The sequence below is a fragment of the Rhodococcus sp. WS3 genome (assembly GCF_003797085.1).
GTDB lineage: Bacteria > Actinomycetota > Actinomycetes > Mycobacteriales > Mycobacteriaceae > Rhodococcus_F > Rhodococcus_F globerula.
On record NZ_RKMA01000003.1, the window covers coordinates 1,354,959 to 1,375,140 of the forward strand.

Annotated in this window: 10 protein-coding genes; 5 read left to right on the top strand and 5 right to left on the bottom strand. The window is 57.2% G+C overall.

Annotated features, from left to right (window positions below; all coding sequences use genetic code 11):
- Position 1: 1 nt before the first annotated feature.
- The 4 genes from EEB13_RS27500 to EEB13_RS27515 all read right to left on the bottom strand — a co-directional run bounded on the left by EEB13_RS27500 (position 2) and on the right by EEB13_RS27515 (position 9,651).
- On the bottom strand, positions 2-2,797 hold the full coding sequence (locus tag EEB13_RS27500) for a DEAD/DEAH box helicase (protein WP_141486647.1): 2,796 nt from the start codon (positions 2,795-2,797) through the stop codon (positions 2-4).
- Between the two features lie 133 nt (positions 2,798-2,930).
- On the bottom strand, positions 2,931-4,655 hold the full coding sequence (gene drmB / locus EEB13_RS27505) for a DUF1998 domain-containing protein (protein WP_141486648.1): 1,725 nt from the start codon (positions 4,653-4,655) through the stop codon (positions 2,931-2,933).
- Positions 4,655-7,852 carry a helicase-related protein gene (locus EEB13_RS27510; protein ID WP_261984656.1) on the bottom strand — a complete coding sequence of 1,066 codons (3,198 nt, stop codon included), beginning with the start codon at positions 7,850-7,852 and terminating at the stop codon, positions 4,655-4,657. The genes drmB and EEB13_RS27510 overlap by 1 nt, the downstream gene beginning before the upstream one ends.
- Positions 7,849-9,651 carry a UvrD-helicase domain-containing protein gene (locus EEB13_RS27515; RefSeq protein ID WP_261984657.1) on the bottom strand — a complete coding sequence of 601 codons (1,803 nt, stop codon included), beginning with the start codon at positions 9,649-9,651 and terminating at the stop codon, positions 7,849-7,851. The genes EEB13_RS27510 and EEB13_RS27515 overlap by 4 nt, the downstream gene beginning before the upstream one ends.
- Before the next feature lie 294 nt (positions 9,652-9,945).
- On the opposite strand from EEB13_RS27515, the gene EEB13_RS27520 reads away from it, so the two are divergent.
- The 5 genes from EEB13_RS27520 (at position 9,946) to EEB13_RS27540 (ending at position 18,224) form a co-directional block, all read left to right on the top strand.
- Complete coding sequence (locus EEB13_RS27520; protein WP_141486650.1) at positions 9,946-11,085, top strand: DNA cytosine methyltransferase; 1,140 nt, start codon at positions 9,946-9,948, stop codon at positions 11,083-11,085.
- Between the two features lie 76 nt (positions 11,086-11,161).
- Entirely contained in the window at positions 11,162-12,115 is a 954-nt protein-coding gene (locus EEB13_RS27525) for a RelA/SpoT protein (RefSeq protein ID WP_141486651.1), read from the top strand.
- Positions 12,116-12,200: 85 nt separating this feature from the next.
- Positions 12,201-13,331 (top strand): DUF6361 family protein, encoded by a 1,131-nt coding sequence (locus tag EEB13_RS27530; RefSeq protein WP_141486652.1) that lies wholly within the window; start codon positions 12,201-12,203, stop codon positions 13,329-13,331.
- Positions 13,318-15,084 carry a phospholipase D family protein gene (locus tag EEB13_RS27535; RefSeq protein WP_141486653.1) on the top strand — a complete coding sequence of 589 codons (1,767 nt, stop codon included), beginning with the start codon at positions 13,318-13,320 and terminating at the stop codon, positions 15,082-15,084. Before EEB13_RS27530 ends, EEB13_RS27535 begins: the two co-directional genes overlap by 14 nt.
- Entirely contained in the window at positions 15,081-18,224 is a 3,144-nt protein-coding gene (locus EEB13_RS27540; RefSeq protein WP_141486654.1) for a helicase-related protein, read from the top strand. The genes EEB13_RS27535 and EEB13_RS27540 overlap by 4 nt, the downstream gene beginning before the upstream one ends.
- Here the strand turns inward: EEB13_RS27540 and EEB13_RS27545 are convergent.
- Positions 18,200-20,104: a TerD family protein gene (locus EEB13_RS27545; RefSeq protein ID WP_141486655.1), complete on the bottom strand. Its 1,905-nt coding sequence runs from the start codon at positions 20,102-20,104 to the stop codon at positions 18,200-18,202. The two genes, EEB13_RS27540 and EEB13_RS27545, sit on opposite strands and share 25 nt — an antisense overlap.
- Positions 20,105-20,182 lie beyond the last annotated feature (78 nt).

Sequence of the window (20,182 nt, forward strand, 5' to 3'; positions counted from 1 at the left end):
GTTACAGACCTGCTTTCGGCACAATCACAGCAACGACGCGAACAAATGGGTCACCGCTCGCAGCAAGTGAGTCGATGAGAGCGGAAGATTCGTCGAGGGTCTCGGAGATCTCGAGCTTCGATCCGGTTCGCCGTCCCGAGTCCGTCACTATCTCGAGAACTGTTTGTTCCCAACCTTTCAGGCTCTTTCGATACTCGTCGATACGCCGGAGCAAGTCAGCTTCGAAATCGTCGCGGCGGTCACGAAGGTGTTCAGTCGCAGCATCTACCGCAGCGGAGACCAGGGCCTGCAACACTTCCAAATCCACGTCGCCAAAACCAGCATTCGCGGCACCTTCCCTGATGCCCGCTTGATCCAATGTCTCGTCGAAGTCGCCGACTTCGGGATTGTCAGGTAGCCCGCGAACTGCACCCCAGTGCGCAATTGCCGTTTGCCCCTTGGCATTCGACCAGACTGCCTGAGTTAGGAAGACTGGCTCGCTGACAGCTCCTGACAGAACTGGTATCTCGTTGCGCCCGAACCGAGACACCGATCGGTCAGCCGCCCAATCAAGAACCGGGTGCACTGGAGCAAGGAAATGGACGTCCGGCCACGCACTGTCAGTTGACTTCCGAGCTTTATCGAGCCGGCCTTCGGCGAATTCAACACTCCCCGATACTCGGAGGCGGTCGACAATTTTCTGTTCGACGAGATATTCAGAGGGCAGATCACGAAACCGCGGCACAAGATCTGCCGGCGGGTTGAAGGCGATCATGTCTGTATCTTCGTCGCGAGCGATATCCAAGCCGCGGCCGCCGGGTTCGGACGCGACGTCCTTCAATGCGTCCGCGAGGAAATTGTCGTCGTCCTGGAACAACGAACGCTGTGGGGCGCGCTCGGGTGTCGGGTCGCCGGTATGGCTGCCGGCCGTTACTTGGAGTTGCGCAAACGGATTCAAGGCTGCAGGCGTCGGCTCCGGAACGACGTCATCCAGATCCTTCCCTTCACGAATCGCCTGGATAACGGTCTTCTCTTCGATGTCAGCGTCATGCACATCAAGGAGCACTCCGGCGTCACCCAGCGCGAGATTGGCTTCGTGTTCCTTCAGAAGGAGCTTGGTGACCACGCGCAAATCGCTCGGCACGTCATCGGAGTCGCTGGTGAGTGCTAACGCCGCAATCTGCGGTTCATGCATTTGCCCGTAGCGATCGATGCGGCCGTTGCGCTGCTGAATCCGAATGAACGACCAAGGGAGGTCGTAGTGCACGAGCTGGTGACATTCCTTGTGCAGGTTCAGCCCTTCGGAAGCCATGTCGGAAGCGAGTAAGACTCGAATCTCAGAATTGGCCTGGCCGAAGCCCTCCACTACCGACTGAACCTTCTCATCAGGAAGTCCGGCATGCAGCACCTGAACTGCCTTGGCTGGAAGTTTGAGCGCCTTCGAGACCTCAACCCCAAGCCACGTCAGGGTGTCGATTCGCTCCGAGAACACGACGACGCGGGTCGTAGATCCCTTCCCTACTCCGACGGATTTCAGATGCTCAACGAGCGATTTGAGCTTCGACGATCCTTGTTGATCTGCTTCTTCGGCGAGAGCATCCAAGCGCACCAGAGCTTTTGCCTCTGGAGATGATGCGGAGTCGAGAGACTTCAACCGTCGACCGACGCTTGCGCGGAGGGCTTTCGGGGACGAGAGAAATGCTTTGAACAGTGTCCAGGGAAAGAGCTGGCGTCCTTGCCCCGTGACGACAGAATCGCCGGTCGGGTGAAGCCATACGTCCTCGAGTTCGCGCAACACAGCTACCTCGGCCGCATTGGGAACAACCTCAATTACGCGTGGGGTACGTCGTTGCTTCCACCGATGCGCGACATCCAACTTGACGTCGGGTGAATTGCGGTGCCTTCGGACATAGAGGTGCTCGATATCCTTGGCGGTGTACTCCTCACGATCTGCAATGGCGGTTGGATCGAGGAGATTGATCAGTTCTGCAAATGACTTTGATTCCCCGTTGTGAGGCGTGGCACTAGCCAGAATTAGCGCATCAGTCTGTGCTGCAAGAAGTCTGGCAAGTTCGTTGTTCTGGGATGTGCGGTTGATCAAGTTGTGGCACTCGTCGATCACGACGGCGTCCCACTGCTGATCCTTCAGATGATGCTTGTACTTCGCAGGGTTCTTGAGTGTGTCGATCGAAACGATGACCCGCTTGTAGTAGCTAAACGGATTTCGCGAACTCGGCAAAGTCTGCTTGACCTTCTGAATTCCATTCGAGTCCAGGCGCACCAAAGGTATTGCGAACCGCGTCCACAGCTCATGCTGAAACTGTTCGAGCACCGCTCGTGGAGTGACAACCAGGATGCGCTCGCCGCGACCACGCCGGATGAGCTCCGACAGCAAGATACCAATCTCGAGTGTCTTGCCGAGTCCCACCGCATCCCCGATGAGGATTCGGGGCCGGAGATTCTGTAACGCTTGTGCGGCCGGCCGCAGCTGGTAGTCCATTCGGTCAAGCAGTGCCCGGTCGCCTACGGCGATACGGGTGTCGCTGGTGGGAAGTGGACTGCCTCGTCGGACAGATTCGAGCCAGAGCCTCGAACGTCGGAATCCCGCTGACTCGTCGATCACGAGCTTGCCATCGCGCGGGTCGAGTCGGTCAATCGTGTCGAGGGCTCCGAAGAACACCGCGTCCTGATCACGAACCAACTCACTGACCCCAGTGACCTCGACGCGAGCCCCATCACTTTCGGTGTTCCGGACTGCTCGAACGAGCCATTCCTCGTCACGAACAACTACGCGTTCACCTGCGGCAATATCAGCCACGTGTCACTCCTCATATCGGACAGCCAGATCAGATTAGCCCGCGAAACAATCTCGTCTCCGCAGCACTCCAGGCAACAGCCAGACACATCACATGGTGGGATGCCATTCAGCACCCCACCATGTGATGGCATACCTAGCCGGCAGCGACAACAGTGCTGAACAATCCTTCATTCTCCTGGTTGTCTTCGGGAGAACCGAACAACAATGCACGATCCAAAAAGGTGTTGTTCAGCTCGCACGATGTCTCAGGAACCAGTACACAGGCATGACACGCTGCCAGGTTCAGCGCGTCAGTTCCGGATGCACCTGACTCGACACAGACCGGGTCAGCCGAGCACCAGGACAGTCGGATTAGTCCTTCATGAAGTGCACTTGCGAAGGACTCGGGTTCAGCCTGTGAAGCCACGCCTCCGAGGCTGCCAGCCGAGTCAGAACTTGCTGTGTAGATCAGCAACCCGGCCATCTCGTCATCGACAAACAGCCGTTCCCGCAGCGATGCCGCCGGATACCCCGCGTCAAGCGACAGCTGATCGATCAACACATGCGCGAGCGTATGAATCGCCACCTTCACGATGTCGACCTCGGCAGCCTCGGTTCGCCCAAATTCGACTGCCTGTCGATCTGCGGCTCGCTTCAGTGACTTGCGACGATCCTGAGCGAATCGCTTCTTCGCCCAATCATCGAGTTGAGTCCGATCAAACGCTACAAACACACCCTCGCCGATGACTTCAATCGCAGGAAGCCAGCTTTTTCGACTATGCGACAGTTCACAGAGACCGTCGGCGCCAAGTTCATTCACGCCATTGAGCCGTGAAAACCCGTACAGGGCACGAACTTCCCGCAGCCGGGTTACCTTACGCACTTCCGTGACACAGTCCGGCAGCGACGAGTCGCGATCCATTTTGATACTGACAAAGTCGGAGCCTTGGCTCTCGTCGCGGCCATCGATCAGCGCCGAATACTCTTGCTTCCGGAGCGCTTCTTCCGTAAGTTCCTCATCCTCATCGTCTCCTCGGCGACGTTCAGCCTCGGCGTTGATCTGATCGACCGAAAACTTTCCGTTCGAGGAAGCCGCGATATTCGCTAAAAGTTTGTCAGTCACGGCCTCGGGGTCCGCCAGAGCGATCCAATGCCGGTCTACAAACTTCGCAAGTGCTTCCGAATATGGTGGAATCGAGATCGCAGATCGCACGGCAGGCAACCAGACATTCGACGCACCACGCTGAAGTACCCGCGGGATCTCCGCGCAATCCTGCTTGTGCTCGACCCCAAGCCATGGCCGCGCACCCTTACAAGGACCGTATTCGACAAGCGCTTTAGGGCCGAAAGTTCCGTCCAAGGACTTCGGATTCACTCCGCAGGTACATGTCAGGACTAAGTCAGCCAGCGACGAAGTCTTGCCGAGAGACTGCATATGCATCTCATGCTCATCGCCCTCACTGCTCTGCCCTTTATGCAGCCAGCGGCGGTACGGAAATTCGTCGATGTGCCCCTTCACGCACGCAGTGATCAAGCGAAACGGCGCCAGGTCAGATTTGTCCTTACATTTACTACATTTCGCGACGTTCCAGTCCCCCGAGAGGTCAAAGATCGATCCGATCCTGCGGCAAGACGGGCATACCTGCGTGTAGGGAAATCTGATGACAGGGACATCTCGAGCCGTTCCTGCAGGCGGCGACTTCAACTCCCGAACCCGCAACGAGCGCGCAAGGCGCGGCTCACTTACGATCGGCGCTCGACTCTCATTCCAGTCGTCCAACCCGGTGATCATGAAACTTGTTGATTCTGAAGGGAATAGACCACCAATTCCGTAAGTGCTCAGGAGCTGGCTGCGGCGTGCTTTGGCGCCAGTTGTCATTATTTTCTCCTCATCGGAATCTGATACAAGCCAGTTTCTGCATCAACGTCGCGCATGCTCTGAAGGGTTGGCCAGGGAGCCTCGTCTTGCGAATACTCGATCGTGTCGTTGGTCAATGCGGTCGCGGGATCCACCAATAGAGCCGCATCCAGATTCTTGGAATTTCGATACTTCATGCGAGGTTTTTGTTCGCCGGCTTCAGCCCAAACTTCCAGCAGTTTGTCGATCTGGTCGCGCGTATCGTCGGATTCCTCCAAAGCCACTTCTGCGACCCGCCGCTCCAAGATGTCTGCCACCTGCCGGAGACCGTCCCAGTTATCTTCCGCTAGATACGCAGAACCGTCAGCAGCAAGTCCTGGAACCAGCAGTCTCGCAAGTGAAACCAAAACACCGTGCAGCCCTCGATCTCGGGCGCGCGCCGCGAAAGGAGTCGCACTGGTTGCCTCCACTGCCCGGTAAAGAGCTTGGTGGTAAGGAATGAAGCTCTCGTAATGTGAACGGTCACGAGATCTCGCGGAGTTGAAGATTGTGACTACCAGCCCCGGGTACTTTCGGCCCACCCGGCTGGTGGACTGGATGTACTCGGCACTCGATTGTGGTTGGCCCATCACCGCCATCAGTCCGAGTCGGTCGATGTCCACACCCACAGAAATCATGTTTGTTGCCAACACGACGTCGTCTGGCGTTCCGTCGCTGACCGTTCTTTCCATCTGCTTCAACGCACCTGGAATTTCCGAGGATGGCACACGACTGGTGAGCTCATTCAGTCGGCGAATCTCTCGTGGGTCTCCCTCGCTCCTATTGGCTACAACCCGTAGACGTTCTCTAACGTCTCCTTCAACCTGGAGATACGCACTTCCGAGAACACGCAAACTGTTGAAGTAGCCCAGCAGGGTCCAATAGGGATCGCGTGTGTCGTCGTCTCCCTCGAGATCCTTTGCCGCCTGTAGCAGCGCCGAATAGACACGGACCAACAGCGTTGCGTGGCTTGTGCCCGGAGTCATGATGCCCACGTATCGACGTGTTCCGTGCGTGTCACGCGGTGCCGGTTCCGCAAAGAAAGACTGATCTGGGTCGATCCCTGGCGGCGGGAATTGCGCCGCCTCCCTGGCAAATACCGACCTGATCTGCTTCTCAGCACGCCTGATAGTGGCCGTCGATGCGATGACTTTAGCCCGGCCGCGAGTTGTCCCTTCCGCCAAATTCTTCACCTCGCAGGCAGCGTCAATCGCGGTTTCATACAGCCCGACCATCGAGCCCAACGGACCTGAAATGAGATGCAACTCATCCTGAATGATCAAATCCGGCGCATAGCCAACTCCATCACGAGCAAAAAGCTTGCCTACGTTCTCATTCCATGCCATTGCCGCAAACTTGTCGACAGTGCCCAGGATCAGCTCGGGGCGAGCCCGATAGATGTCCTCGTCGACAACGTGCACCGGTAGGCCGCCCGCGAAGTCGCAACCAGTCGATCCGCACGCAATATGCAAGTGTCGTTCTGGAGCAATTTTCACCGAGTAGTTCTGATAGTCCAATTCACTTCCACACCAAGGACACTGAGTAAGTTGAACGGGATTCTTCTCAGTCAACTCACGACCAGATTTCAAGTCACGTAGCGACCGCTTGGCCTCGTCTAGAGTATTGGGTGTGCCGCCTGAACCAACCCACAGACCGATAGAGAATGCGCGCGATCCCAGTTCTGAGTTTGCCAACCGCACAGTTTCAAGAGAACACACAAGCATGGTCGCACGCTCAAACTGTTGGATTGTCAACAGCCGCAGCGTATAGCGCATAATGACGGCCACACCGACTGCTGTCGGATCTTTCAGACGCCGATGAAAGATCGAGAACGCGACCAGGCCGAGGTATGCCTCGGTTTTTCCTCCGCCTGTGGGGAACCACAGAAGGTCAGCGATGTCACGATCAGGATGGTTCGAATCACTGAGACCAGGCAAGTTAAGAAGAATGTACGCGATCTGGAAGGGATACCACTGCTGATCCAAGCCCTCATCAGCTATGCCAGTAGCTCCCGAGCGAACCCATACCTGTCTTGCACGCTGCAACTGCATAGCCTTGTTGGACAAACGGAATGCCCGCATGGTGTCAGCATCGTTCTGCAGGCGGGAGATTCCTGCATCGATCCGATCAGCCGCCTGCTTCGCTGCCTTCATATTGTTGCGTGCGATGTCCACCAGGTCCGTCTCGACATCAGCGGAACCGTCGTCGAGCGTCGCCTCGAGGTTTTCGATCCACAGCCGATACTGCCGCAACATCGCGCGCAGGCTCCCCAAGACCTCCGCATCGGGCGCGTCGGACAGGAAAGACATACGCAGATTGACAGAATCATCAAGGGTGCCCGGCCGCGCACGTGGAACTTCATGTGCTGGGAGGAAGGTCGTCGCAACTTGCGCGATGCACTCGCCTACGGCATCTGCTCCCGCCCATTCGACCGCACAGCCGTGACCGATCGCGAAAGTCCGCATATTTCGGTACAGGAGAGCCGCACCGTCAAGGTCAGCGTCACGTCCAAGGTTGCGCTGACGAGAGCGATCAACGATCGCCGGCGAATCGGTGTCAATGGTCAACCCGACTTGGAACCACGCTTTCCCGTCCCGCAGTTCACCTTTCACCGATTCGCGGGTGTTTCGCAACGCGACGGATACCGTTACTGAACCTTCACGAGCGGGTCGCACATACACATACAGCTCCAGCCCCTCCGGCATATCAGGCCGATAGGTCCCCGGCACATCCACCCGCTGATCAACCGGCGCAATCTCGAGGTCATGCCGCTGCCAGTCACTTTCCCTGCTGCGTTTCGGCTTCTCCCCAGTGTCGCCTCGCGATTCCAACGGAACGTAGTACGCAGCCTTAGCGGAGATCTTGACCGTTGTTGAAACATCCACCTTGACTGAGAAGGTGAGACCCATCGACGATGGAAATCGCATACGCGCCTGAGCTACCGGACTGTCTTCTGTCGCAGTCTGATCGCTCGGCTCAGTTCCGTCTGGCTCGGGTTCTTCTTGCAACACCTCATCAGCCGGCCACAAAACACCAACGATGTACCGATCCAACGGTGCTTCTTTGATCACTTCAGATGCACCACCCCCTGGACCGATGACGTCACGAGACAACTCCTCGACCATCTCGTCGCGGAACCGATACTTTTCGTCAAGCGAGGAATCAACTGATGAGCTCACTCTATTTCCTCCATGTTCGACCAATCAGGTTGTGCCAGACCAAAAACTCGCGGAGCCAACCAGAATCCTGCAAAGCTGACATCCATCTTTTCCGACTTCGCCGGATCTCCCGCCACCGTCTCCACCGAGACAACCGACAAGCCGGTTACCGAAGCAGGCCACGACCCGCCTTTCAGGTTGAATGCCTTCTTGAACTCCTCATTAAAGGTCTCACTGGTCCGTCCGATCGTGTGACCATCTTCCGTCGTCAGCAAGTACATCGGCAGTTCGGACGTAGAAACGTCCAGGTCCAGAGTCGCCTCGAGTCTCTGTCCCAACAATTTGTCGTCACGCAGATTCGACTGGATTGTTGCTGCACTGACCTGGCCTGCACTTACAGGAGCGTCGACATCGGTATCGCTGTAGCGGAACTCGACGGATCTCGTTCGCTTGTACTTTGACTTTTTGCTCGACACTTTCTCCATCAGCCGATCCCTCATCCAAAACTCGGACTTGAAACTCGCCCAGGTCTTCGGGATCCTGCACAGAAAAAGGTCATCGCGTGCCCGGCTCAGCGCGACGTACCGACCACGCATCACTACCCACGGGTCTTCGTCCTTACGAGAGAAATTCGGTTCGACAACGAAGACACGTTCAAACTCGAGCCCCTTCGCTTTGTGCACTGTCGAGACGATGACGTCGGCCTGGTCAGGTTCGGTCAAGGTCAATGGAATTGCGCCCGACCGAATCAACGTACGCAGACGAGAAAGATTGAGCTGATTATGGTTTCGCGAATCACCTTCTGCAGACTTCAGTAGATACCACCGATCCTCCGCAACTTCTGGTGAGCAGAACAGCGCCAGTGCCTCCTCGATCTCCGATCTGGGGATACGCTGCCCGACCAATGAACCCAATGCCTGCGCGACCCACCTCGCGGCCCCAAATTCCTGTGCAGTTCGCCGAACAACATGGCCCACACCGGCTTCGCGCAGGTACCTCGACACCCGAAAGACCTCAGCATTGGTGTTACACAGGATCGCGGTGCGCGAGCCTTCTTGTTGAACTGATGAAGCCCATTCCTCGATGTCTCCACGGTCGATGAGGTTCTGTTCAAATTCGTCGAGGACAGCTCGCCCTTCGTCTGCGTCTGCTACCTCACGCAGAACTTCCCCCAGCTCGATAACCTGTTTGGGGTCCAACCCACGTGCACGATAGTTGTCGCCTAGCCCAACTTGCTTGAGCCCGAATTCATCTCGCAGTGCTTCGAAGACAGCAGAGGACGGGGTCTTCGTCTTGGAATCCTCGAGTTGAAAATCGTAGATCCCTTGAAGCGGATCGCCGAGCGCAGTGATACCGACATCACGATTCAACTTGCGAAGCAATGCCAGCACAAAATCCGCGCGGTCCCCCACCAAGTCCTGGACCTCATCCATCACCACATGTCGGAGTGTCTCGATCTCGTAGGGAATGTCGTCTTCATCGGTCAACAACTTCGTCGCTTGGCGAATCCTCGCCTCGAAGGAACCGACAGGTTCAATATCTGCATCCAGCAAAAGGCGGCCGGCCAGTGAATCGAATGTACGTACATTCGCGCGGGCTATATCCCGTGCATCCAAACGCAACTTAACCGCTTGTACCGCGGCACGCGAAAAGCTCAACACCAAGATTTCGGTCGAAGCAGACAACTCCTCCTCGGCAACCAGACGGCCGATACGTGACGCCACCACCTCGGTTTTGCCTTGACCGGCCCCCGCAACGACGAGCAATCGCTCACCGATGGGAGCGTCTGAAACCTCGCGCTGTGGAGCATTCAATTCCATTGCACACCCTGGCCCACTCATCACTACCTCTTTCGCAACAGCCGAAATGATGGATCATCATCTCGGGTTCAAATGCGTCAATATTGTCATGTTCCGAAGGGATCGCCCTCGCACCCGGTGCGCGATTCGTCGATCAAAGTAATGCTTCCAGCGCGGCAGCGCTTTCAATCTATATCGGTCAGTAAGCGCTGACTGTTGCAACAACGCCAAACACCTGGACCCAAGGAAAATCGATCACTGGCACCTGTCAGACGATTTCTCATTACCTTGCTCGGCCAATTCTCCCGAGCCCCAATGAACAGACGACCGACGCCTAGCCATGCCGTCGCAGTCGGCACTACCAGGTACCCTTCACGTGTGCGCGCGAACGAATCGACGATCCAGGTACTCGACCTCTTCGCAGGCGCCGGCGGTCTGACGCAGGGCCTCCACGAATCCAGTGCGAGATACCGAGTCGCAGGGGCAGTCGAAATGGATCGAGCCGCTGCTGAAACGTACAAACAGGTCTTCGGTGAAGTCATGCATCAAGGCCGGATCGAGGATTGGCTCCAAACCCACACGGTCCCCGACGTCGATCTCGTTGTCGGCGGGCCACCCTGCCAAGGTTTCTCCGCACTTGGTCGTCAGGATGCTGACGACGCCAGAAATCAGATGTGGCGTCACTATGCAAAAACCGTGGCCCTCGCCAGTCCGAAGTACTTTGTACTGGAGAATGTCCCACAGTTCCTGAAGTCGCCAGAATTCCAAATCTTCTGCAAAACTACCGGGTCCGGCGGAGAACTCGCCGACTACGTATTAACACCTCACACACTGAACTCAGCAGATTACGGCGCGCCACAAGCCCGTAAACGCGTCGTGGTCATTGGACGGCATCGCGACATGGAAGATCCTGGCGAACCCAAAAAAACACATGCCGACGCACACCTCACCGTGGGCGAGGCTCTCCGTGGGATCAAAGCCCATGTAACCGAACAACTCCTGCCAGAAGGTCGCTTCGTAGAATTGGAAGACGGCAAGATGCTGCCCGGTGAGTTCAAAACAACCGAACTGCATCTAACTCGAAACTTCGAGCAGCTCTCGCTGGATCGATTCGCAAGCATCCCGATCGGCGGAAACAGATTCGATCTGCCCGACGAGCTGAAGGCGCCGTGCTGGCGAAAACACACAACTGGTTCCGGCGACGTCATGGGACGACTCCATTCCGACCGACCATCGGTGACCATCCGCACCGAATTCTTCAAACCAGAAAAGGGTCGCTACATCCATCCCACTGAGGATCGAGCAATCACCCACTTCGAAGCGGCTCGGTTACAAGGATTTCCCGACGATTACAAGTGGGTTGGCTCGAAAACCGCGATCGCGAAGCAGATCGGAAATGCAGTGCCCATCAAGCTCGCATCCGCAATCGGAACCCTGCTCGCTCAGTATCTATAGCCCCACAGTCGCTAAGGTATTGCACAAATGGGATTCGGCGACGCCAATCTTGATACTGACCGGGGGGTTGACTTCAATGGAGCAAGACAACATTCAGACGCTCGTCAATGCGCTCTACAAAGGGCGTTCCCGAGCCTGGGACGCCGCGCTCGTCACCACACAAACGTTTCTGGAAACGCTCGCAGATGAGCTGTTGGACAATGTCGACCGTGACCGGATGAATGCCAAGAATGCACGTATCAAGTCACCCCAGCGCGCAGCCGACAAAGTGCGCCGCAAGATCGCCGAAGCCCAGATTGCAGTACCAACCACGTCGGAAGCCATAGCCGACGCCCTTGGCGATCTGGTCGGCATCAAGGTGTTATGCAAAAGTCCCCGAGACCAGCTCGCAATCAGCAAAGCGCTCGAAGCTTCCTGCCGTTCGCCTGAATGTTCAATGCGTTTCGCGGAAGAACCCCTCGACTACGTTTCGAACCCAAAAGACAGCGGCTACCGTGCGTACCACGCCGTTCTTCTGGTTCGGGTTCCAACGCACCAAGGCGACCTCGATGTGAAGGTCGAAGTTCAGATCAAAACGAGACTTCAAGACGCATGGGGCGAGCTGACTCACGAAGACATGTACAAACCCGGAGAAGCACTGAAACCCAACGAGTTTCACAACAACTATGCGAAACAGATGGCAGGGTTGCTGGCGCAAGTCGACGAAATGGCGGACAGCCTCGCTGAAGAGCTCGATCAGCAAACCTCTCCACTGAAGCCATCAGAACGCGGATCGGACGCCGTCTCGAATGGAATCCGCAATCTACCTGCGACGATATCTGCGCGAGTCACCAAGACCGGACCTAAATACGCCCTGGCTGTCGGTCCCGATGGGCGCCGCGGATTGATTCGTGCTCGCTCACTTCGTGACACCCTCGGTGAAACAAAATTGATCGACGTCGATGAGTATCTCAGCGTTGGCGATGAAGTGTCCGTCAGAGTTGAGGAAACCGACGCCGCTCTGTACTACGACCCGATCAAGATCGGGTGAATTCGCTCGTTCCCAACTTTGATCTTGGAGTGCTCACTTGTCGCTGATTGCCTGGCTAGATACGTCCGCTGAAGAAGAACAACGAATGCGCGAGCTGGTTGCGCTCTTCAGCGAACCTGGAACTCTCGACAATCTCGGAATCGGCCAGCTCCGTGACGGACTTGCCGACCTTCTCTTCCCCGGGATCTCCACCGTCCAGACGCGGGCACGTTACCTCGTTCTGATTCCATGGACGTATCAACGAGCAGCGCTGCGCAAGTCGGGTGCAGCACTGGTGAAAGCCGCAGACCGCGAACAGCGTGAAATGCTGCTGGCACTGCGCGAGGCCGGCCACACACAGGGCCTGATCGGGCGCGTCGCAGGCGCAGCTGTGCGGGTCCTCCCGTCCGCGATCTACTGGAATGCACTGCAGACCTACAAGATCCTGCGCCAAGACACTCGCCCTCAGCACCTACTGCAGATTCGCAAGGCTTCGGCGAACGACGATGAAATGCGCGACGTCTCACCGTGGTCGACACTCCCCCTACCCGAATCGTTTCCGACGGACGTGACGGAGCAAGGATTCGATCTCTCTACGGCGGAGGCTAACTGGCTTCGCGAGCGGATGGTTGTGACCTGTGAAGGTTCCTTGCTCGCGTATCTGCTGAGCCAACCGACGATGACCGACCTCGACGTCGACTACTTCTGGGATCTCGATCTGGATGGAGCACCGCAGGAGCTTCGTGACCTCGTCGAAGACACTGAGCTGTTCTCGCTTACTCTGCACGGCGCGTCACTGCTCTACAACTTGATGGTGGGCGAAGCCTACGAGCACCACGAACTGACGAGTGTCGAGGCACCTGCCCAGCATTACCGTGACGAACTCGCGCAGTGGAGCGACCGCTACTGGAATCACCCACTTGCCCCGACCTGGGACCGGTCGCGGTTGTGGAACCGGTTCCCAGCACTACCACCGCGAACGCAGCAATTTGTCGAAACCTGGATCGACGGCATCAACGACCTTGGAGCGAGAACTCCGGCAGATTCCGTCGATTTGCGAAAACTAATCAGCGATCGCGAGTTTCAGAACAAGGGTGCGCAGTCACGTCTGACAAACGAGAAACAACTGCGTCTCTGGCAGGGTGCGTCGGGTGCCAGCCGACTCCAATTCCGTTGGCCACAAGCATCACAAATACTCAGCGACATTTCCGAAGGACTGAAGAATGCTCGCGCCTGACGAACGAGCCACACTGGTGGATCAATTGCGGCCACCGGCCGGCTCCAAGCTCGACCACCTGGTGGGAACTACATTCACCCTTGATCTACAGTCCGCGTTGGTACCTGCACTCTCCTTTGCGCCGCCGTCCCATTCGACGGATCCGCTTGCAATGCTGGCGTCTATCCGTATCTGTGCCAACGCTATCGACATATTCCACCAAGCCGGACACATTCGAGTTCCGGAGCGGACGAATGCACTCATGGCCTTCCTCGAGCCCGCAGTGCATGCCGTCCGCAGTCGCCCAGGTACTCTCTTTCACCCGAAAATTTGGTTGGCAAAGTACGTCGACGACGAGGGAGTTGTCAGTTTCCGGCTCCTCGTTCAGAGCCGAAACCTGACGCGGGACAATTCCTGGGACATGGTTGTTGCACTCGATGGCACTATGGGTAGCGCACGAAACAAGACCAACAAGCCACTGAGGGCATTGCTTCACTATCTAGCCGACGATGCCACTGTCTCCCCGTTGGAGCCGACTCGACGCGGACGTATGCACACACTTGCCGACGACGTCAGGTATGCCGAATGGACTGCACCCGAGGGACTCTCGGATATCGCCTTCCATGTGTTCGGTGTACCTGGCCATAAACCGTCACCAAACTTCGAAGGTACTCGGCACCTTGCGATTTCACCGTTCCTGGGCGACGATGGGTTCGACACTGTAATTCCGGGTGAACGTGTGTTCGCGGATGTGATCAGCCGCGCGGAATCACTGGAACAGCTCCGCCCGGAAACCCTGAAGTGGTTCAACGCGTCGTACGTACTCAACTCTGACGCAGGTATTCCTGAACCCGAATCAGACTCGGCGAATGTACTGGGCGGATTGCATGCCAAGGCGTACATCGTTGAATACAATCACTGGGCAAGACTTTTCATAGGTTCAGCCAATGCCACCGCGGCTGCATTCAACAAAAACGTCGAGATTCTGGTCGAAATGACCGGCGCGAAAAAGAAATTCGGAATCGGCGCCATGCTCGGCGGCAGCGGACTCGGATCAATCATCAGCCCATACGAAGCCACCGGCGGCGTGGAACCGGATGAAGCCGATGCCGTCCGCCGCGAACTCGACAAAACCTTGCAAGCGATTGCATCAACGCCGTTCACTGCAACTGTCCAACCGGCCGGAGAATTCTTCGACCTACTGATCGAAACTGATGTGCCCCTGCCACTTCCCGATGGTTACACCGCCACGATCGAACTCACCACTCGCCCTGGATCGGCAGTAGCCATGGCGTCCGACCATCCTGTTGACTTCATCAGCCCCGGGCTGACGCTGGTCGACATAATGCCGTTCCTCGCAGTTCGTGTCACCGAACCTGGCGGATCGACCGGCGGCACAGTGGTTGTTGCCAACCTGATCAACGACCCTGACGAGCGCCTCGACGAAATCCTTGCATCGCAGCTGAAGAAGCCCGAGGATGTTCTGCGCTTTATCGCGCTAATGCTGTCCATCTCCAACGGCGGGGACGGTGCAGGCGGAGCATTCGACCAGATGGTCCACGGCCGAGGCTCCCAATCCGGACCACTCCCCGGCATTCTCGAGTCACTTCTACTCGCCCTGGCGACGGCCCCGGCTGTCCTCACCGATATGGACGGCTTCATTCGCCGACTCCATCGAGACGACACACGTCGCGACTTGTTGCCGCCGGGATTCTCCGCGCTCTGGACGGATATTCACTCTTCCGCAACCGTTCTGAATCGGAGAAACGCATGAACCAGGAATTTCGCGCCGAAACAATACTCTCCGGACTACGCGACTTTCAGCGGGACACCGTTGACCATGTATTCGAGCAGTTCTACAAACCGGATCCCAGTCGCCACTTTCTCGTCGCAGACGAAACTGGACTCGGCAAGTCGATGGTGGCGCGCGGAATCATTGCGCGCACAATCGAACACCTTCAACAAGGCCCGCCCGGTACCGAGATCAACATCGTGTACATCTGCTCCAACATCGACCTCGCGCGACAGAATCTCGAACGTCTCAATGTCACCGACAACAAAGAAATCACACACACCAGCCGGTTGACACTGCTTGCCACTCACAACCGCAGACTGGACTCCGTAGGAGACAACCTGCGTGTACCCGTCAATCTTGTTTCGCTGACTCCGGATACATCATTCAAGACGGGGCAACGGACTGGTCGTTCCGATGAGCGGCAATTGCTGTTTCTACTGCTCGATCGAGAGTTCCAGTTCTCCCCCACCCAACGCGTGGCTGCGCTGACGATCCTGCAGGGTTCCGTCGCTTCATTCGATACCTTCGAAAGGGACGTCGCAGTTTTCGAGGAGAAGTTCGGCGATTCGATTGATCCGTCGATCTTGGAAGCGTTTGTTGCCACGATTAATGCAGGCGAACCGTCCATCGCCGACAGGTTGTTCGACCTGATGAAAAGGCCGATCAACGATCCCGGTCGAGACTCCGCCATCACGACCCTCATTGCAGATCTGCGGTACGAACTTGCTCATGCCAGCGTAAATTCGCTCGCGCCCGATCTTGTGATCATGGACGAGTTCCAGCGGTTCACAGAGTTGATGGATGAGACGACATCCGCCGGCGAACTTGCGCGGCACCTGTTCGCTCCCCACGGGACACGGGTACTGCTTCTGTCTGCGACTCCGTACAAGCCATTTACCGAGGCCGACGATTCCGGTGCCGATCACTACTCCGATTTCACCAAGACGATCGATTTCCTCGCAGAAGGGTCGAAGCATGTTGAATCCAGCGACGTAATGGGGCTGCTCGAACAGTTCAGAAATGCTGTCGTCGAAGGTCAAGATGCCGTTGAGACGGTAGATCAACTGCGAATCATCCTCTTGTCCTTGATGTGTCGAGTGGAACGCCCGACACATTCAGGTAGCACGATGGTTCGGGAGCGACGGTCCACGATTACCGGAATCGATCCACAAGAACTGCTTGGCTACGCGGCCCTGCGTCGCCTCGCGAAGGAACTCGACGCGCAGTTCAGCGTGGACTACTGGAAATCCGTGCCCTACTTCGTAAACTTCATGAGCAACTACCAATTCGGCCGGAAGTACGCTGCAGCTTCGGGTGATAGGGAGTCGCAACTACTCGACATCAGCCGCGTCGACACCGCTTCTGTCAGAAAGTTCGGTGAGATCGAAGCGGGTAATGCACGAACTCGAAGGTTCCGCGACGATACAGTCGAAAAAGGTTGGGAAAAACTACTTTGGATCCCACCCAGCCTGCCGTATCTGACTGCCGGTGGTCCGTTCGCAGATCCGAATCTGGCTCAGATCACCAAGCGACTCGTGTTCTCGAGCTGGTCGTCGACTCCTCCTGCCGTAGCGTCGGTCTTGAGCTATCACGCGGAACATCGCTTGATGCAGGGACATTCCTCAATAGTCCCCAACGATCCCGACAGCCTCCGGGCGATCGGTTCACCGCTCGAATACCGCGGATCCAATCCGCAGATGTCCACACTTGCCCTGTTCTGGCCGATGCCACACCTCGCAACAATGTCGGATCCACTCGCCCTTGCTCGAGACCACGTCGACCCGGTTGATGCCGTGTCATTCGAAGCCACCGTGGCGGAGCGACTTAAGTCGGCTATTCCGTATGGTCGCGAAACTTCGACTGCGACTGGGGCACAACACTTCTATTGGTCGTGGCCGATGCATATCGATCGAGAGCAATTCGACGTGTTCGATTTCAGCTCGGACGATCAAGGATGGCTCCGCAATGTCCTACAGTCGCATCATGACTCAGATGCCGAGGCAACCCACGAAGCAACTAATCTCGATCCATTCCTGGCCCTCGCCGAGAGCACCACAACGCTGACCGACGGTCGGATACCGCCCGACCTCGTTGAGATTACTGCCAAACTGGCGGCGCACTCTCCGGCGAACTGCGCGTGGCGGTCGCTGAAACGATTACGGATTGCCCCGAGCGTTGCAGAAGGCGACATTTGGGGAGCTGCTGCCACTATCGCGTCAGGACTCCGATCAACGTTCAATCGTTGGCAATCCGCAGTGCTTCTGCGGCAGCTCTATCCGGACTTACCGTATTGGCGACAGGTTCTGCAGTACTGCGCCGACGGTAATCTCCAAGCAGTCCTCGACGAGTATCTCGGACAATTGACGCCGACCCACGACAGTGAGCCTCTCGACGTCGATCAGATCTACGCCATCGCTAATTCTGCAGCCGAGGCGATGTCACTTCGAGTGGGTCAGAGCCTGTCGCACGACCCCATAGACGAAGCCGATAACATCCGCTTCCGAACTCATCTTGCCGTTCAGTACGGCGGTAAATCAGAGAGCGACGAGTCGTTTCGACCTGCCCTTATTCGCCATGCATTCAACAGTCCGTTCTGGCCGTTCATCGTCATCTCGACCAGCGCTGGCCAAGAGGGAATCGACTTCCACCCTTGGTGTCACCATGTGGTGCATTGGAATACACCGTCGAACCCCGTTGACTTCGAACAACGCGACGGTCGCGTCAACCGGTTCCGTGGCCATGCTGTGCGGCGCAACCTAGTCGAGCGCCACCGGATCAGCATTTTGGGTGCTCACGACGTCCACCCCTGGACGGCCGCGTACGCCATCCCGGACGAAGATCTCGGCGGACTGGTACCGGATTGGATCTACTCTGGATCTCACAAGGTGATTCGCGAACTGATGCCCTATGAGTTGAGCATCGACGGCCCTCGACTGGAGAAATCCAAGGCCGGAGTTGCCCTCTACCGCTTGGCATTTGGGCAACCGCGACAAGAAGACCTGATCGAACTACTCCAGCATCGGGATGTAGACGCCGAAGCAGCCGCCGCTATGCGACTGGACCTCACTCCACCTTCTAGAGAAAAAAATCGAGGTCAGTCGTCCACCTCGACGCCGTAGCCGACAGCCAAAGCGCCAAGTCCGTGATTATGCCCCTGACCTACCGCCCGAAGGCGCCAAACATCTCCGCGGCGGTAGATCTCGGCGAGAACCATGGTTCGTTCGACCGTTCCGAGATCGAGTACAAATGTGGCAAATGTTCCGTCAGGACCATCAATGCTGACTGAGACTGCTCCTAAGTCGCCGAAAGTCTTGTCACCGTCGACCGCGGCCGCAATGACAACACGCCGGCATTCCTCAGGCAATGCATCGAGATCTGCGCGGACACTTTGCTCGCTGTCACCGTCGACGGAAAGCTCGACCGCCCCGTCCTCATCGACGGTGTTGTTGTAGAAAACAAAATCTTGATCCGAATCGACCTTGTTGGTTCCGTCCAGGAGAAAGGCCACCACATCAACGTCGAATTCGTCTCCAACGTTCTCTGCCCGCCACGCAACGTTGATCGACCATGACGATTGAGCGGCAGGAAGATCGACGACCTCGCCGCGCATCAAAATCGGTGCAGACAAGCGAGATTCGAGCTTCATGTGCGCCGGAACAGCGCCCGAAACCAGGGACTCGTTAACATCGGCTTCCTTGATCTGCGGAAGCCCTCGTTCGATCACCCGTGCCATTCGCTTGTCGGATTCACCGCCCTCCAACACCAAAACTTCGGTGACCGCGGTTGTGAAGTTGAGAGACGGGCGAGCACCGAGCTGCAGGATGCGGGACCGCATGATCACGCCGTCGAGATGACTGCCGCCGAGAATCAGAACACGGCGCCCCTGCCACGCCTTCGCCTTCCGATTCGCAAGTGGCGATGCCGTCGCAATGGTCGATGGACGGATGACGGGACGAGGTTGCGCAGGTTCGACAATCTCCGGCACTAGGACAGCCCCACGCTCGACCTCGATAGCCACAGGCGCCGTCGCGGTTTCGGGCTCTGGAACGACCGTGGACACCACCGCCAGGGCACCGTCGTTCTTGATCTCACCCGGCAGCGCACGGGCCAACAAGTCTTCGAGCTGCTGCTCCGAGATAATGGGAATCCCGTCGGATGCGGCCTTTCGCACTTTCCCGCTCTGCGATGCCGCGTTGTCGCACACCACAACACTCGTCTGTCGGCTCACGGTGTTCAATACATCGAAACCCGCGTCTGTGAGGCGGGCTGCCAGCGTAATCCGAGGTGTACGGGTCGGACCGCTGATTACTACCTTCATGCCCTGGACCAGCCCTCGCGTCGGATCGAGACGTCCAGGATTCGCGAATGACGACGGTACTCTCTTGATCTGTTGTGGGTGCGCCGTGACCCGGCGGTCCTTACAGCCGACTACCGGAAGTGGAAGTTGCAGAGTGTCAGCAAGTGATGCGCTCCGCCCGAAAACCTCGACGAGTACGCGAGCGTCGTCGTACGCATCGTGCGCGTTGAGTTGCTCGATCTTCCAGTACTCGGCCAACGTTGCGAGCCGATGATTGGGCACATCGAGCTCCAAACGACGCGAGAGCGCCAACGTGCACAGTCGCTTCTCGATCGGGGTACCGAAACCGGCACGCTGAAACTCTGCGTCGAGGAAGCCGTAGTCGAACGACGCGTTGTGCGCCACCATGGTCCGACCCGAGAGCAAGTCGGCGAATTCCTCAGCAATGTCTTCGAAACGCGGCGCACCAGCCAAGCGATCGGGAGTGAGGCTGTGAACGTGGACGGGCCCCGGATCGCATCCCGGATTAAGCAGAGTCGAGAACTGACGCTCTACGGAACCGTCCTCACGCAGTACTAATGCGGCGATACTGAGCACACGGTGCGATGCCGACCGCATCCCTGACGTCTCGACGTCGAGAACAACCCAGCGGTGGTCCGCAGGCAGACGAAACGCCTCGGCGTGGCTCAACGCACTAGTCATTCGGTACCTCCTATAACGCCCGTCAGCTGTTTGACTGCGGGCACCAATTTCACCTGGATATCATCGCGCATGGGACCG